The organism is Bernardetia sp. Wsw4-3y2, assembly GCF_037126295.1.
Lineage (GTDB): Bacteria > Bacteroidota > Bacteroidia > Cytophagales > Bernardetiaceae > Bernardetia.
In genome coordinates, this window is sequence record NZ_CP147017.1 from 4,392,256 (window position 1) to 4,409,824 (window position 17,569).

Annotated in this window: 17 protein-coding genes; 14 read left to right on the forward strand and 3 right to left on the reverse strand. The window is 31.5% G+C overall.

From position 1 onward, the window contains the following. Window positions 1-101 precede the first annotated feature (101 nt). The 3 genes from V9L05_RS18320 to V9L05_RS18330 are packed head-to-tail and all read right to left on the reverse strand — an operon-like array spanning window position 102 to window position 4,380. Window positions 102-1,577 carry a PAAR-like protein gene (locus tag V9L05_RS18320; RefSeq protein WP_338813309.1) on the reverse strand — a complete coding sequence of 492 codons (1,476 nt, stop codon included), beginning with the start codon at window positions 1,575-1,577 and terminating at the stop codon, window positions 102-104. 19 nt (window positions 1,578-1,596) lie between these two features. Beyond that, a complete protein-coding gene (locus V9L05_RS18325; protein WP_338813311.1) occupies window positions 1,597-2,610 on the reverse strand; it encodes a hypothetical protein in 1,014 nt (337 codons plus the stop codon). Between the two features lie 18 nt (window positions 2,611-2,628). After that, window positions 2,629-4,380 (reverse strand): phage baseplate assembly protein V, encoded by a 1,752-nt coding sequence (locus tag V9L05_RS18330; protein WP_338813313.1) that lies wholly within the window; start codon window positions 4,378-4,380, stop codon window positions 2,629-2,631. Between the two features lie 1,232 nt (window positions 4,381-5,612). Here V9L05_RS18330 and V9L05_RS18335 point away from each other — a divergent pair. From V9L05_RS18335 to V9L05_RS18400, 14 genes are all read left to right on the forward strand, one after another. Continuing rightward, the gene (locus V9L05_RS18335; RefSeq protein ID WP_338813315.1) at window positions 5,613-6,650 is read left to right on the forward strand and encodes a patatin-like phospholipase family protein; all 1,038 of its coding nucleotides are present in this window, start codon (window positions 5,613-5,615) and stop codon (window positions 6,648-6,650) included. A gap of 28 nt (window positions 6,651-6,678) precedes the next feature. Further along, complete coding sequence (locus V9L05_RS18340; protein ID WP_338813316.1) at window positions 6,679-7,077, forward strand: hypothetical protein; 399 nt, start codon at window positions 6,679-6,681, stop codon at window positions 7,075-7,077. A 306-nt stretch (window positions 7,078-7,383) separates the two neighbouring features. Next, complete coding sequence (locus V9L05_RS18345; protein WP_338813318.1) at window positions 7,384-8,067, forward strand: hypothetical protein; 684 nt, start codon at window positions 7,384-7,386, stop codon at window positions 8,065-8,067. A gap of 227 nt (window positions 8,068-8,294) precedes the next feature. Then, the gene (locus tag V9L05_RS18350; protein WP_338813320.1) at window positions 8,295-8,897 is read left to right on the forward strand and encodes a hypothetical protein; all 603 of its coding nucleotides are present in this window, start codon (window positions 8,295-8,297) and stop codon (window positions 8,895-8,897) included. Window positions 8,898-8,917: 20 nt separating this feature from the next. Next, window positions 8,918-9,295: a hypothetical protein gene (locus V9L05_RS18355; protein ID WP_338813321.1), complete on the forward strand. Its 378-nt coding sequence runs from the start codon at window positions 8,918-8,920 to the stop codon at window positions 9,293-9,295. 299 nt (window positions 9,296-9,594) lie between these two features. After that, window positions 9,595-9,816 (forward strand): hypothetical protein, encoded by a 222-nt coding sequence (locus tag V9L05_RS18360; protein WP_338813322.1) that lies wholly within the window; start codon window positions 9,595-9,597, stop codon window positions 9,814-9,816. 333 nt (window positions 9,817-10,149) lie between these two features. After that, complete coding sequence (tssD, locus tag V9L05_RS18365; protein ID WP_338813324.1) at window positions 10,150-10,845, forward strand: type VI secretion system tube protein TssD; 696 nt, start codon at window positions 10,150-10,152, stop codon at window positions 10,843-10,845. Window positions 10,846-10,873: 28 nt separating this feature from the next. Further along, window positions 10,874-12,631, forward strand: a complete 1,758-nt coding sequence (locus V9L05_RS18370) for a hypothetical protein (RefSeq protein WP_338813326.1) — start codon at window positions 10,874-10,876, stop codon at window positions 12,629-12,631. Between the two features lie 25 nt (window positions 12,632-12,656). Further along, complete coding sequence (locus V9L05_RS18375; RefSeq protein WP_338813328.1) at window positions 12,657-13,709, forward strand: hypothetical protein; 1,053 nt, start codon at window positions 12,657-12,659, stop codon at window positions 13,707-13,709. Between the two features lie 127 nt (window positions 13,710-13,836). After that, on the forward strand, window positions 13,837-14,178 hold the full coding sequence (locus tag V9L05_RS18380; RefSeq protein ID WP_338813330.1) for a hypothetical protein: 342 nt from the start codon (window positions 13,837-13,839) through the stop codon (window positions 14,176-14,178). A 240-nt stretch (window positions 14,179-14,418) separates the two neighbouring features. Continuing rightward, the gene (locus V9L05_RS18385; protein ID WP_338813332.1) at window positions 14,419-14,676 is read left to right on the forward strand and encodes a hypothetical protein; all 258 of its coding nucleotides are present in this window, start codon (window positions 14,419-14,421) and stop codon (window positions 14,674-14,676) included. A 137-nt stretch (window positions 14,677-14,813) separates the two neighbouring features. Then, on the forward strand, window positions 14,814-15,134 hold the full coding sequence (locus V9L05_RS18390; RefSeq protein ID WP_338813334.1) for a hypothetical protein: 321 nt from the start codon (window positions 14,814-14,816) through the stop codon (window positions 15,132-15,134). Window positions 15,135-15,218: 84 nt separating this feature from the next. Beyond that, window positions 15,219-15,683: a hypothetical protein gene (locus V9L05_RS18395; RefSeq protein WP_338813336.1), complete on the forward strand. Its 465-nt coding sequence runs from the start codon at window positions 15,219-15,221 to the stop codon at window positions 15,681-15,683. Window positions 15,684-16,391: 708 nt separating this feature from the next. Continuing rightward, window positions 16,392-17,435 (forward strand): serine hydrolase domain-containing protein, encoded by a 1,044-nt coding sequence (locus tag V9L05_RS18400; protein ID WP_338813338.1) that lies wholly within the window; start codon window positions 16,392-16,394, stop codon window positions 17,433-17,435. The last annotated feature ends 134 nt before the right edge of the window (window positions 17,436-17,569 follow it).

Consider the following 17,569-nt stretch of genomic DNA (forward strand, 5'->3'; position numbering starts at 1 on the left):
TTTTATACTCTTCCTTAATGATTATGTATATGCTTTCATCTTTAGTATAAAAATAAGATATAGCATATATTATAATAAATAGGATGCAGAAAATAATATTTTTACTTATCAATAGCAAAGACTCTCGCTGCATCTCTTGCTTTACTTTCTGGATTATTTGTTTCTTTAAGTGCATCTTCTAGTCTTTTTTGTTTAAGTTTAGAGAAAACATCTATCCCAAAGAAAGCAGCAAAAAACCCGTATTGCATACCTTTGTATTGTCTTTGGTATTTAGCCTGTAAGCGTTTTTCTACAGCTTTAAAGAGCTTGTCTCGGGAGTTTTTCCCAGCTTCTGTAGCTGCTCTTTGTTGTCGTTGTTTACTAGCAGTTATATCTTCTTTTAGCAATTGCTGTTGTCTGGCTTGGCGTTGAGCTGCGGCATGTTTCTTTGCTCTATTACGCAGCTTCTGCTCGTTGCGTATCTGACGACCTTGCAACTTTTTATTACTCTTATTCTTGTACTTATGAACAGGGTTGTCTTTTATATACTGCTGCCTTTGTGCTTCTGCATATCTATTTAGCTCATTGGGATCCAAATTACTTCCTGCACCATTTTGACGGAAATTACTTAAAGGATTTTCTTGCTTAAATTTAAGCGTTTCATAAAACTGTTTGTTATCATACAGGTGTTGCTGTCCCTTCTGTGTATAAGCTGCACCTACCTTAGCTTCCTGTGATGGACTCAAAGGGTCTGTAAATAGTCTTTGATAATCAGTTTGTGAAACCTCCTTAGATACTTCGTAAGATTTTTCCATCCAGTTTTTCTTATCATCGTTCAAGGCATCGGTTGCATCATTATGTAGATAACCATAACCTACCTCTTTTCCATCTTTAGTAGTAGAAGCAAAGGGAACAAAGGGTATAGAAGCTCCCAAGTCTCTGCTCATATCGCCATCATTTATATAATTAGCTGTAGCATTAGCACTTTCAGATAGGGCATATCCCAGACCAAAAAACTTTATTGCCTCCTTAGCCAAAACCCATGTACCTGCCCAAAAGCCTCCTGCTCCTACTATAGAAGTAACCAAGGCAGGAATGCCTCTACCCATCAGTGCTGCACCTGCTATCTCAGTAGTATTTTTGATAACATTGATTTTATTTTGTTCTGCTGCCATCGCAGGAGAAAAAAACAGTTGAATTGTTCCTCCTCCAATAGGACAGGATAGTTGGGATTTTTCTGTTAGAGCAGGAATGCCTCCTACTATTGTTTTTGGATGAGGATTGACCCACTTACTAGACTGGAGCAAAAGCCAACACAAAAGAGAACCATGACCTGCTGCACTCGCCATGCCTGCCAAAAAAGCGATAAGAAGAGCTGCCAAAAAAGGAACTGCCATCAGAGCACATAAAATACCCATAGCTACTGCCATCAGAATTCCTGCCCACTTACACATAAAATTGGTGGGCTTGTCTAATTCATTAGCCATTTTTTTCCCAGCTACAGTGGTTTGGTGATCAGTAACACCCATTTTTGAGGTCATCATACCACTTGTACAAACAAGGGTAACATCTTCGTGTACATAACTTTCTCTAGGCATTGTTTTCTGTATTTTCTGGTTAAACATTGGTTAATTCTTCCTCCTCCTCTTCTTCCAAAAATCGCTCAATATCTAATTCTTGAATTGCTATCAAATTGTCATTGACTTTCTCTTCTATTTCCATCTCTACCTCTTCTATCTGATGGGTATTTTTATCAATGATATACAGAGCTTGAATATGACACGTATATTTAGAAAAGCTATCTTTTACAAAAGGATAATTTTTTTTATACGATTCTTCTACAACACGACGGCTAAGTCTGCCTTTATCTACATTACCATCCAAACGAATAGCATACTCTTCTGTCTCTTCGTCGTACATCAAATCCATGCTAATACGAAGAGGAATAGATAATTCTCCAAAAAGAGTAGAAACAATAGATAAATCTGTAATTGTAACTGACTTATCTGTAAAAGCACGACCATACAAAGGAAAGAAAAGACCAAAATAAAAAAGCTGTTTGTTTAGCTCATTTTGCAAAGGATAATCAGGAGAAAACTCAACATCCCCTTTAGTGAAGGTTTGTTTTCTTAGATTTTCAGGTAATGACTTTATGTTTTCATCTTCTTTCATTTCCTCCTTTAAAGCAAACCATTTTTTCTGAATCGCTGCCTTATTAACTACATTGAGAATTTTGCCATGACCTGTCAAAGCAAGATGAAGATTACTTTTGAGAGAAACAATCTTTTCTAACAAGCCATTCATTTGTTCTTTCAAATTCATTCCATCGTCCATATCATCTTTCAAAATATCTAACTCAAAAATGGGGGTAGTACCTGCTTGAGTAAGAGAAAGAGTAAATTCTTGTTTCTGTGAAAAATTCACTAGCTTCCTACCATTGACATAGACATATGTTGCCTGCGAACTCGTATATTTTTCAGAGCCAAATGTCTTGTGTCTAAAAACAACAGCTTCTGAATCGGTCATTGTAAATGTAGAAGAGACAGGTTTAGAATTTCCGTAGTCTGTAGCAGGTTCATCATCAAAAAGAAGACTTTTTCTTTTGGTCGGATCAGTGGGTTGAGAATTCATATATTCGAATAATTGGGATTAGTTAATAGCAACTGGCTTTCCTGTAATAATTGTTGTTCCGTCTGAGTGAAAAAAGGATTTAGTTGTAGCTATTTCAGCATCTGTTGTTTTAAGTAAAGCTGACTTTGCTTTTAGTTCTAGTTTAGTTTTACCTACTTCTAATTTTATAGAATCTTTGGCTTTAAGAGTTACGTTTCCTTCATTCATTTCAAATGTAGATTTGTCCTTACTAATATTTATTGTAAGTTTTTTATCAGCATTCACTTCAATATTCCCAGCTCCATCCATTTTGATAGATGCTGTTCCTTTATCATAAATTGAAACAGATCCATCAGCATCATTCAACACGATTTTGTTTCCACTTCTAGTTTGAATGATTTTCTGTGAAGGATCTTTTACAGGCGTTTGTTGTTTGCTATTGTAGCGTGTTCCGATTACATACGGATTTTCGGCATTTCCACCTTCAAAAACAACTAATACTTCTTCTCCGATTTCAGGAATAAAATAAAATCCTTTCCCTCCACCTCCATGTCCAGTAGATAGTCGTATCCAAGGTGTCTTGCCTCCATTCTTAGCTTGCCACGGAAATGAAACACGCACTCTACCCATTCCTTTTGGGTCGTTGTTGTCTGTTACTACTGCAAACTGTTCTTCTGACAAAGGAACTGCATCTTCATCATAGTAATCAGGTACATCTATTTCTTGAGGAACACCTTCAAATTCATTTGAGTACTCTTCACTAGGAGTAATTTTATAAGAAAGCGAAGTAACAATATAAGTTCCATAAACATCTTCTTTAGAAGGATCATTTATATTTTTTCCTTTTATATCTATTAGTCCTCCTAATTTTACTTGAGTATTCTCACTCTCTCCCTGAACATATAGCATATTATGAGCTGCCTTGGCTTTGAGCTTTATCATATCAGCTAATTCTTTTTTTCCTCCTTCTAAGCTAGAATTATTGTAACTTCCTATAGGTTCTTTAGCGTACAAGTTTTTTGACGCACCTATGAGTCTGTCTATATAAGGATTTTTGCTTTTCTGATTCTCATCCTTCATACTAGAAGTATGAACTTCAGAAGATTGATAATCATACCCTAAGTAATTGTAGTTCTGTGGTCTTGACTTTGCTCTAAATGTAAATTTATCTAAACCAGCATTCAGTATTAAATCTACCTTAGAAGAGCTGTTTGCTCCAAAATTGATAGTATGTCCATCATAGTAAAACCACTCTCCATAGCGTTTGGCTAGACGGCAAATAAAATCGAAATCGTTTTCTTTGTACTGAACTGTATAAGGTATGGTATCTGTAAAACGAGGATTTACACTTATATCGACTATATTGTTAGGATACTCTCGGGTAGCCTCACAAATAATGTCATTCAGATTCTTTTTCTCATAGCTCATAGAATCTTTTCCATGAGTGAGTAGTTCGGTAGGACTTTTCACAAGAACAACTATGTGTCCCTGTCCTCCATCATCTTTTATGATACTCACATCAGTAACTACCCCTTGGTACATAAAAAGGAGTTTACCTATATTAGTATCACGTTTTGAACTTTCCCAAACTTCTAGTTTGAATGGAAAGCCGATAAGATTTAATGTTTGTTGAGCAAAATCTGAACTAGTGTCATTAATTCCATAGAAATCATGTGTTAGTTTGAGTTCTTGGTGTTGAGCCATTTTTTGTGTTGCCTCAATATTAAAGGAAATATTTTTAAGTATTTGTTGCCCTGCAATAAATACTTTAGTGTGAACAGCTTTAGACATAAATAGAGATGATAGTGAAAAAACTCTTGTAAGTGAAATTTATCTTTTTAAAAATTTAACAGCCATGTTTACTATATTCTCTTACTATTGCCTAGTATTTTAATTGTGAAATACATATTTATTTTTGTGTAACATGTTAATTTATTATTCTGTTAAGTTGTTCCTGTAACTCTATAAAAACAAAATTTAGAGTGAAAAATAGTGATTTATTCCTATTCTATACACATTTTGGAAACTAAACTCATAAAATACTATAGGTTTAAACAGTGACAATTTTAAACTATACCTACAAATGTACTTTAAAAAAAAATGTATGCAAATATTTACAGTAAAAAAACGTCTTTTTAACATTACGTCAAAGCTATTATTGGAAAAATTCAATTATTTGTTTTAGAAAAAATTATCTAATGCCTTTCTTTGAGTTTACAAGAACAGCAGATTTTATGTGTATTTTTGTGATTGAATGGTGGATTATCAAATAGTTTCATTTGGTATTTTTGAAACTTTTGTATTTTATCTAGAGAAATATTCTTTACTTCCTATAAGGCTTAGGTGAGTATTTTTTTAGCTATTAAAAGTTCTATTCCACTCTTTGAACTCCATCACAACAAACTTTTTACACCTACATGACTCACCATCTCCCTCAATAGAAAGAACTCAAAAAAGAATTGAATGAGTTTGTTTTTTGAGGTCTAGTCTTCTTACGTAAACTCATTAGTAGAAGGGATTAAAACCAAGATATTTTTGAGAAAATACTTGAAGATAAAATGTTTGGGGATTTGGTCAAGGAATTAATGATGATGAAAATATATAGGAAGATGAATGAGTAAAATACCCAAGGCGCATTGAGTATTAACCACCTTGATTCTAAATGAAATCAATCCTAAAGAATCAACAAAAGATAAGCTGTTTGAAAAAGGAAATGGTTTAATAAAAAAAATGGAGTTGAATCTTAGGTTGAAGGTGATGGAGAGGGAATTGAGGAGTTTGGGTTAGGCTTCTTCAAGATGTTTTAAAAAAGTAAGTGATTTATTAACATATTTTAATAACCTTCATGAAAATAGGAATTTATAACTTAATGAAAGTCAGGTGATTAAAAATAAATTAACCTTTGTTGTAAAAACCTTGTAATACTTCCATACTTTTTATCATTAAGTAGTAACACATCATTCTTTTATTCACCTAAAGTGTTATACTTTCTTTAAAAATCTCACTACAATCAATAATTAAATATGAAAATTACAGGTTTAGTCTTACAAGGAGGAGGAGCTCTTGGAGCTTATCAATATGGAGCATTAAAAGGCTTCTATGAAATAAATCCTAATTTTAGTCCTGAAATTGTAACAGGAACTTCTATTGGAGCTGTCAATGGAGCGGTTATGCTAGGAGGGAGATATGGAGCATTAGAATCATTAGACAGATTGTGGAATGCGCTTCAAATTCCACCAACTCCTTTTATTCCTCAAGATTGGCAAGCCAAAGTTTCTAAATTTGGTAATCCCAATATGTACTATATCAATCCTACCTTGATGTTTTCTCCTTTAACAGCTGATAGTATTTATGATATCAGCCCTTTCCGTAAATTATTACTGGAGTTAATTGATTTTGACAAACTGAATGATAAAAAAACAACAAAATTAGTCATAGAAGCTGTAAATGTAGAAAGTGGGGAATTAAAGCAATTTTCTAATCATGATAAAGAAGGATTAGATATTGATAAAATTATTTCTTGTGTGAGTATTCCACCCAATTTTCCTGCTATGAAAGTAGAGAATGGTTATTATTGGGATGGTGGTTTATATGCAAATATGCCTCTAAGTCCTGCTATCAATTTTTTAGAAAAATATAGACCTACCGAAGTAGAACAAAAAAAGGGAATTGCAATTACTGAAAGAGAAGTAATTGTGATAAGTTTATTTAGAAAGGGTGCTGTATTACCTACTACTATTTCAGAAATTACTGAGCGTGTAAAAGAGATTATCTTTGAAAGTAAACTCAAACTTGACTATAAGACTTTTGAGCAAATGAATGATACAATTGATTTGATGCGAGAAATTGACCAAGTTTTAGATCAAAATAGTCCTATTCGTAATAATGAAACTTTCAAAAAATTATTAGACCATGAAAAAATAAATCCACCTGTTCTACTTCAGTATGAGGCAGAAGGTGTAGAAGGTACTGATAATTTTACTCCTGAAGCAATGGATTTTAGGATAAGACAAGGATACCGAGATGCGATAAATTCTTTTAAAGAAGTAGTCAATAATTAATATCCACTTACATAACAACTAACTTATTATGCTTTTTTACGATAAAAAATGGTGCAAAATCTATTATTACGAAGAACTTTCTTGTGTTCATCTTGATTGGTGTGGATTTGTAAAAGGTGATCAATTTAGGGAAGCTTGTGATTTTTCTTTAGAGCTACTTAGAGATAAAAAAGTAAATAAAATGATTGCTGATAATACAAACTCAAAAGTGGTGTCTGTCGAAAATCAAAATTGGCTGATGGAAGATTGGTTTCCTAGAGCTTACGAAGAAGGTTATCGTACTTCAGCAGTCGTTGTATCCACAGATGTTTTCAACAAAGTAGCCGTAAAAAACATTGTAAACCAAATGGATAAAGGTAAATTTGTTGTTCAGTATTTTGAAAATTTAGACAATGCTAAAATATGGATTAAGCAATTAAATAATTGATTAAAAAATAATTAAACCAAATAAAGTTATAATCTCACAACTTGCTAAAAATCAAGTATTTGAAAAATAATTAACTTGTTTTTTGAAAATTATTGAACGCTATTGTGTTTATAAAACAAATTATCAGCAAACTAAAAAACTATGATAAAGAAATTAACATTCATTTTATTATTATTGATTTCAATAAAAAGTTTCGCTCAAGAAAGTATCACTTTTAAAATTGAAGTTAAACCAAATAAAATATATAGAAGTCAACTTAAAACAACTTCATACACCGAAATTGAATTCATCGCTGATCAAGAAATAATGGATAGAATAAAGAGTCGAGGAATTGAATTGCCAATGATTAATGAAAGTGAAATGAATATGGAAACTAATACTTTCACTCAAAGTCTTGACGAAAATGGAGAGCTGGCTGCAACGGTAGAATATGGTAAAATGATTTCTACCACAACAATTGGTGGAAAAACAACTACAGAAGAAAAGCCATATTCTGGAATGAAAATTTTAGGAAAATATGACATTGAAAGTAAATTCAAAGTAGATACTATAATTGGAGACAAAGTTTCTCAACAAATGAGAGATGTATTGAAAACCACTTTAGAAAGTATTCAACAAACAATTAACTTTCCTGAAAAACCAATGAAAGTTGGAGAAACATTCAATAACGAAATTCCAATGACAATTCCGATGGAAGGTATGAATCCTATTTCCGTGAAAATAAATATGGAATATTTACTAACTGAAATTAAAGATGGAAAAGCATTTTTTGATATTAAACAAACTATAGGTTTGGATATGAGTCAAGAGCAATTAAATGTCATTGCAAGTGGAACTGGAACTGGAGCATCAGAATTTGATATTAAAGAAAATCATTTGACAAAATACAAATCTGAAGTACCAATGGATATGATAATTGAGGTCAATGAAAAAATGACTATGAAATTGAAAATGATTATTATAACTGAACAAAATATAGTGATTGAATAATAAAAAATAAACGCCTATTGGTAACATTGGCTTAACAAAAATAGGCTTAACATTTTGACACAGACATTTAAACATAAAATAAACTTTTTGAGGTTTAGCGAGGTAAGGAGCTAAGAAATCCCACTTTCGCCAAGCCATACCGTTAGTGGCTATTTTAGGGCAAGCATAAAACTTGACAATTTTGTTGTAGACAGACGAGCATTTAGTACCATTAAAAAAAGAAAACGATGAAACGAAAAATTATTTTTTACTTATTATTGATAATTCCTTCAATATCATATTCTCAAAACAAGACAACTTTTGAGGGGGTTATTAATTATGACATAAAATATATAAGCAAGGACACATCCAAAGTAAATGAATATTGTGGAAATGAAGCTGTCGTTTTTATAAAACAAGGAAATTATAAACAAGAATACCCTCTTGCAAAGGAGTTAAAAAGCATAATCTACAGACGATACGACAATAAATACTATTATTTTTTTAAAAACACAGATAGAATACGAGCTATTGACTGTTCTGTTTCAAATGACACACTTATTAATATTGAAAGGAGTAATACAATAACTGAAATATTGAAGCATAAATGCAAGTCAATAATATTCCATTTTCAGACGAAGACGGTGACTTATTTTTATACCGAAGACTTGTATGTAGACCCTACTCTATTTATAAAACATAAGCATTTTTCCTATGATAGATATGCCCAAGAGACAAATTCAATTTACCTGAAAATTATTATTTCAGACACAAAATCTGATTTTATTATGACTGCCAAGAAAATTAAAGAAAAGAAAATAGACGACAATGTGTTTAATATTACGAACTAAATTTAATTTAAAGAAAATCAATGAAAAAAAAATCAATCCTATTTATTATCACAGCTATTTTGATATTAAGTTGTGAAAACCAAGCTAACAACATTAAAGCAGGTTCAATTTGTACAATTGAAAATGGTGAAGGAAAATTTGGTATGGTAAAAGTTCTTGTTATTAACGACCAAGAAGCACACGTGAAAATTTATAAAAATGAATATGACCAAAGACCAACAAAAGTTGATATTAAGACACTAGATTTAGGTTCTATAAATGACTCAGAAGGTGGGTTTGGTATTGGACACGTTCCTTTAGAGCGAAAAGGATTTGACGATTGGAAACCAATTATTGTGGGATTTGAAGAGGTTACAAAAGACGAGCTTGTTGGATATGAAATGTGGAATAATCAATAAAAATTGCCACGAACATCAGCTCAGTGAAAATGGACTTAATATCTTGATACTAAACTTTGTATCACTTATGGTTTATAATAAAACTCATGGAGTGTTAGTGCTTGCTCAAAAAAAATGAAGTATTAAGAAGCACACTTTTTAGAATGGTTTAAATCTTCTTTAATGTGTTTAAAACCCAATAATATTGTTTTATAAAATAATATTATTTGACTGTAAATATTTACTTCACTAATTCAAACATTGCTTTAAAAAATAAGGCAAAGAAAATTTTACAAAAACAGAAGAAAAAATTCTAAGTTATGCCTGAAAAAGAAGTAGACGCAAATCAACTCATCGTTGAGTTATTAAAAATGAATCAAACTTTGCTACGCACAAGTTTGGAATTACAAGTCCGTATTCTGACAAAATTGGAAGGTAAGAGTTCGATTGAGTTTAATAAAGAACTCCAAGATATTGTTGCTGTGCATAAGGAAGTTACGCAAAATGAAGCTTTAGCTCTTTATGATTTTTTGGAAAAGTGATTGGAGTTTACGCAAGTGCTTCTTCAAGATATTTTGAAGAAAATAAGTAGTTTATTAATATACTTTAATAAAACCTATAAGACACGAAGTTATAACCACTAAAAAAGCCATCAAAACTGTAAATTTGATGGCTTTTTTAGTTTTACATCTATTTGAATTGTAATTAGTATAGTACTTTTTTGAGTTATGAGTATTAATTTATTCTCCTAACTAATAAAAAATGTTTCTAATGTTAAAAAATAGCATTAATGTAATTTTTTATTGCTTTAGTAAATGATTAATTCTACTTTTACAGAAAAATACAACTTTTACTTTTCTTAATACCACTGAAAAATGAGCTTAATAGCCAAAATGTATATAGAAGATAAAGAAATCAATATTTTAGATTTCAAATTTCGTTTTACTCGCTCAACAGATGAACACGGCAAGCCGATGGGAAAACCTAGAGGAACTGTTTTTGAAATTATTTTCGAAACTACTTCAGACCAAAGTTTTATGCAATGGTCAATTGCTACGGATATGACAAAACATGTCAAAATAGTAGTTTCTCCTGTTACAGCAGCAAGTAAAAGTAGAATTATAGAACTCTACGATGTTCATTGTGTGCATTTCAAAAATAACTTCAATGCTCAAAATGGAGAACCAATGACAACACTTATTCATCTCACACCTGCGATTATGATAGACGATGGGTATAAAGTCTTAGACCATTATTGGAAGAAAACCGATTTGAGTGCAAATGCTCCTATTACTGTTTTAAATAATGAAGACGAGGAAGGGAAAATAATAGACTATTATGCAATTGGAGAAGATGGAACACGAATAACAGAGTTTAAAATAGGAGAGCATATTATGCTAGTAATAGAATCAGAAGGAATGGAAGGCAAAACAATCGATATTGATTTAGCTGATAAAGACCACGATTTTGAATATCAAGGAAATCGTTTACCTAATGACCGACTTGCTAATTATCAAATTACAGGAGAACAAAACAAAATTGAACTTGTGGTTCTTGCTCCTGAAAATTAAACTACTTTATTACTTAAATTTTTAAAAAATGCCTAATATATTCACGCTTACAGCTCCTTCTATAGGATATAAAAAAAGTATTTCTATTACTATTTTAGATGAAAAAAACTTTACAATTGCCTATGTTTTACCTGATGGAAATTTCAAGGGTGGATATGGCATAGACTGGTGCGAAATAAAAGATGCAAAAATAGAGAAATTCCAAGACGTAAAGCCGTCTGAGATTTCACATATCTTTGATGAAACTTCCAATACTTTTATCTCAGATGGAATCACAGAAGATAAAAGAGAGGAACTTATAAAAGCTCTTTACGCTACTACAAAAATTAATGAGAAGGGATTTGTAAAGGAGACAGCAGTTGATGCTGAATCAGAAACAACAGAGGAGAAAGATAAATTAGAGGAAGTGGACTATATCCCTACGTGGATAAATTTGCCTGAGGGGGAAACTGTGAAGGTAGAGGTCAAATTTTTAGTGAAAGGAGAGGAGAGAAAAAATGGATATATTACCTTTAAAAAGAATGAGAATTTTGAAATCACAAAAGGAAAAGACCAAGATGATAACATTCGTTTAGAAAAATTAGTAAACGGAAAAAGTCATGACAAAATATACATTAAAGCTCTCACTACTTTTAGCACTCCACAAGACATCATTTTAGTAGATGACAAAGGCATAGAAGTTGGTAAAATAGAGATGGAAGCCAATAACATTGTAGAGTTAGGAGTTAGGATTATTCCTGTTGTAATTGCTTCTACTAATGAGAATGCAGAAAAGAAGAAAGAAGCTGAGCTAAAAAATGCTGTTTTACTCCGTGAAACGGCTTTGAAAGCTACTGAAAGGGATAATAAGCTAAACAAAGGTTTTGCACAAGCAGGTATTAAGTGTGTTATTGAACCTGCAAAAGAGCCAAAACTGGAATATATTGTAATAGACCCTAGTAAGGCAAGAAATAAGGTAGATTCTGCTGAAGAGGCAGATGAGTTGGCAGGTCATTATTACGAGGATCGAATAATTGATATTATTGCAACAAATAATCAAAAGAAACCTGCGGTAGGAGAAGTTTCTAAAATATATAAAGATGTAGGAATGTTTGACAAGGAAATAAATAGCAAACTGGTAGAAAGATATAAAGAACTGTTTGATGCTTCCTATAAAGGAGCTATCGTCTTTGTAACAGACCAATATCATGTTGAGAGAACAAAAGAAGGACTTGAAGAAAGACTTGGAGGAGTTTCTAGTAGTAGTCCTTTAGAATATCAAGGGGTTCTTATTTTTACAACAGATAAAAGTGATATTGGAATAACTCATGATGGCACTTATATACACGAACTAGGGCATATGTTGGGACTAGCACACCCTTTTGCTGATGAAGATACAAATGATAATAGTGGAGAAATAAGAAAACTAAAGGTAGCTATTCAAGAATATAAAGATACGATAGTTCTTTATAAAAAGAAGATAGAAGAAAAGACAACAGCAATAGCACTTTATGAAAAGCAAATAGGAGAAGAAACAGAAGCTAAAATTGACCCTGATTTTTTAGAAACTCTACAAGATAATATTGCTTCTGCACAAGATGATATTGCTTTTAATGAAAAGATTATAACAAATGCAGAAAAAGACTTAAATGAGAGCCTGCATGAGTTAAATGTATATGCAAGTCCTTTTTTCAAAATTACTAAAGGTAAAACTACCAATTACATGGATTATGACAATACAAAAACATATTTTTTCCGTTTCCAATCTAAAATGTTGAAGAGGGAGGTATCAAAATATTATGCATAAATTTTTTTTTATTGTTTTTTGTTTTATGTTCAATAATTTATTTGCTCAACAAACAGATACATTAATAATTAAAATACCTCGTGATAATCACTTCAGATACGCTATTTATATAAATGATACTTTGTATGATTGTCGTAATAGTTACAAAGATGAACTATGTATGAAAGAAAATAGTTATCTATTTGATGATGAGGATTATTACGTTTTACAAACAGGAAATATTACTTTATACTACATAAACAGAGGACATTTTAAGCCTACTGATTCTATATATGCAAATGGTAAAGTAAATTTTTCTACAAACGAAAAACCATATTATGATGATATAATAGCTGATGAAAGGGGCTGCCATGAACCTGAACAGGGAGATTGTATTAAGGTAAATCCTAGCATTACTAATGGATGGATAGACAGAAAAGGAAAAACAAATGCTAAAGGTCAAGTTTTTAGAGGACGTAGAGAGGGTAAATGGGTATATGACTCTTACAACTTAGCCAATGTAGAGGAGTATTATGTTAAAGGGTTGAGAGATGGCGAGTACAGAGTATATACTCAAGAAAAAGAAGATAGTACTTTGTATCAAACTACCTTCAAGAATGGAACAGGAGTAGAAAAGATGTATCGAAATAGATATGGAACAAGGGAACATTCATTGTATCGTATTACCTATTTTAAAGATGGAGTGCAGGATTTAGGCTATCCCTTAGAGGAGTTTCATCCGAATGGAACACTTGCTCGTTCAACAGATTATCAAAAAGGGGTAATACAGTCGTATTATTCTACTGGATTACTTAGAAGTATACGAGTAGTATCTTTTATAGATTCTCTGACGAACGGTAAACCTACACCTATTCCTAAAATAGCCTCTTATTTTGATAGGCGTGGAGAGCTTATTTCTATCTATACTTTCGATAAAGAAGGAAAAGTACTAGATAGTGAAATGTATAAAAATATAAAACACGTACAGGGAAAAGTATGGTATTTGGAATCAGGGAATTTTCGTTACCTTTTTAAAGGTAGAGAAGGTGTTTTTTATCAGATAGATGAGGATGGAAATGAAGTAGAAGTTGAGTTTTAAATAAATACTCATAAAGTGTGTAAGTATCAAAAAAAATCCTTCAAAACTAAAATTTTGAAGGATTTTTTTGTATTCTATTTTTTGTTTATTTTAATTGCAACTAATCTGTATCTTATCAAAAAAAACTATGAAACATCTACTCATTTTAATCTTAGCCTTTTCAACGGCTGTTTTATCCTATTTATTGATAGAAGAAAAAAACAATAACTCCCTTATCATAGAAGTCGCTAGAGAACCCATTAAATCACATCAAATAGATTATTTCTTGAAAAACGATGATATAGAAGGTTCTGTTCTATTTATCAATGGTGGTTACTATGATGTAATAGATGATGGTCTTACCCTAGAAAACCCTCCTACTGGAGTTTATGAATTAGGAACTATTGAAGACTATCTTCCTAGAACTAAAATCTTAGAAATCAGAAAAGAGGATAAAGTAAAAAGAATTAATTTTGATAATAGTTATTAATATCTTAACAAAAATTAATAAATATGTTAAAATTTTGCGTTTGTAACTTACTTAAAATCAATCATTTAAAAATTGATTTATTTATTTTTAAGATTTGTTGTCATTTTTGGGTGGTTTTTGTCATTAAGTAGAAAGGACAAGTGATATAATTGCGTTTATTTCTATCTTTGGGAGGAGTATACGCAAGTTTTTTAAATAATTGAACGCAGTTGCGTTTATATATAAGTTATAGCCAATTTTATGAACGACACACTTAACGACTTTATAGTAACGGACAGACAAACTTTTATTAAGTTCCTTGACTTATTACGCAAGGATTTTTTGGACAATCCAGAAAATTGGGAAAACAAAACATTGCCTGACTTTTTGGAAGCGTTAAGTGCATACACAAAAGACGTTCAAGGTTATTACGACAATATGAAACTAAATGTAAACGCTGACAAGCCTGAATGGTCAACTTTTGCCGACTTTTTTAAAGGTGCTAAAATTTATGAGTAGTAGGAATGAGTAGACAAGAACAAATATATAATTGGCTAACGACTGGACTTCAACAACCAGCTAACCGACTTTCGGAAATATTTTATTTCGACAAAAGGGATAACGAATTTTTCTAAATTCTTGTAACAGACTATTTTATGCTTGATGAAAACTTGAATGTTGCTGATGATACAACAACAACTTATAGTAAAGAAAATCTTGAAACTCTTATTGACAGAATAAGGAAAATTGAAAACAACGACACTACAATTATCTCTTTGCCAAGATTAGGTAATTCACCAAATGCTATGGAGACAGAATTCATTTCTCAACAGTTAGACAGTTTTTTAAACTTAAATTGTATTGACATTGAAACAGCGACAATTTGGGAAGTCGAAGAAGGTGGAACAGTAACAATCGACTTGAGAAATGAAAGTGAAATACAGACTAAAAAATCTTGGTGGAAAATATGGAAATAAAAACTGGCTATAACATTGGCTTAACAAAAATAGGCTTAACATTTTGACACAGATTTTTTAACATAGAAATACTTAACAACACCTATGAAATACAAATTTCAACTTCCAAACTTTCCAAACTCAATTTTTGAAATTGAGAAATCTATCTGGACAGGTAAATCTAAGCTTCACAAGGACAATGTTCTCGTTGAACGTTCCAAGGAAAAAGGCAAACCCTTTCTCATTCCCACAGATTCAGGGCAGGTAGTTAAAGCTTACCCTAGATCAGCCTCTGACTTTACACCTACATTGGAGATTGACGGTGTCAAACATCACGTAGCTTCTAAGTTAGAGTGGTTTCAATATGTTCTAGGTGGACTCCCTATGTTATTAGTAATTGTTGGTGGAGCACTTGGTGCCTTAATCGGTATGCTTGGAGTATATATTAGTTATGATATTTTTCGTCAAAACTCTTCTACACTAAGCTATCTAAAAGTGGTTGGTGTTATCGTTGCAAGTTATTTTGTCTACTTCGTCGTGGCAATACTAATAACGATGTTGATACAATAGATACAATAAAAGTAGAATTAGTTTCGTGAAAAATGAGCTTATTTTAACTAAAAATAGAGAGTAATGACAAAAGTAATTAGGCTAATTTTTATATTTTCAATAACCTTGATAGTATCAGGTTGCTTTCCTGAAGGCTTCCAAGAGTAAGCAAATCAAAAGTTTGGTGATCAGCATTTTAAGACTGCTATATCACTAATAGAATTATATAAACTTCATGAAGGAGAATATCCATCAACATTAGATAGTCTGAAATATCTTGGGGATTGGGATAAAATTATTTTTAGTTCAGTTAAATACAAAAGATTAGATAACGGATATGAATTGGATTTAACCAATGGTTGGATAGGAAAGTCAGAGAATATTGAATGTCCTGATGATTTTTGGAAAGGATTAGGATTGCTCAAATCTGATTTAAAAAAATAAACCTCAAATAGATTCTCCTACAAATGTATTAGATAAATGATACTTATTGTTAACAAATATTAACAAGTTTACTAAAAGTTTGCTTTTGTAAAAAAAAATTAATAAATAGTTTTTTTGAAAAATTTGTCATATTTTGATAGTTTTTGACATTAAGTAGAAAGGACAAGTGATATAATTGCGTTTATTTCTATCTTTGGGAGGAGTATACGCAAGTTTTTTAAATAATTGAACGCAGTTGCGTTTATAAACAAGTTGTGCGTAATTTGAAAAACAGAAGAACACTTAATGAAATATAGTTTAATAATCATAACTTTTTACCTTCTAATTTCCTGTCAAACCAACGGACAGAAAAAACAAAATAACGATTCTGACTTGTCGTTAAGAATTGACTCAATAATTAGCGAACAAAAATTCAATGGAGTAATTTTAGTTTCCGTTGACTCAACCGACATCTATTCAAAAGCAATTGGTTTTTCTGATTTGGAAAACGAAACGAAACTTGACTTAAACGACCAATTTGTAATAGGTTCCATAAGCAAACAAATTACAGCCGTATTGGTTTTAAGAGAATATGAAAAGGAAAATCTTGAACTTGGCGATTCAATTGGAAAATACTTAACTCAAATAAATCAGCCTTGGACAAAACAAGTAACCATTCATCACTTATTAACTCACACTCACGGAATTGTTGATTTGAACAAACCATTGAAATTTAAACAAGGTTCACAATTTCATTATTCCCAATTGGGATATGAACTACTCGCTCAAATCCTTGAAAAGGTTACTGAAAAATCTTTTGAACAATTATCGACCGAACTTTTTGAAAATTATGGACTTAAAAATACATTTCATCCTAGCAACAAAAAATACGAACACCTAGTAAAAGGCTATGAAGAAAACGAAAATGGAATTTTGGTTTTTGCTACGAATAGTTTAGACAATTATGTTCCAGCTGGTAGTTTCATATCAAATGCAGCCGACCTGAAAAAATGGAACGAAAATTTATATTCGGGAAAATTAGTTGCGAAAGAAACTCTGAAATTAATGACAACCAAATACGCAACTCGAATCCATCCGATTTTTGAAAGGGTTGAATATGGTTATGGACTACTTTTCAAAGACGGAGAACAAAATGTTCAAGTTGGCGCATTGGGTTATGCATCTGGATTTGTATCTGCATGCTACTATTATCCACAGGAAAATTTGAACCTTATTGTTTTGGAAAATACTGCAAACAATTTAGATGACTTTAAACAGACATTTAAAGTACATACTGAAATTATGGAATTAATAAAAAAACGAACACACAACAATGTATATAAAAAATAGGCGAATTAGTACAATAAAATCAGCGTTTTTGGATCATATCAAACTTTGTTCTTAACCGAAAATTTGGTGCTTCGAAATCGTCTACTTTTCATATACTAACCGTTGTGCTTAATTAACACAGAAACACGATCTGC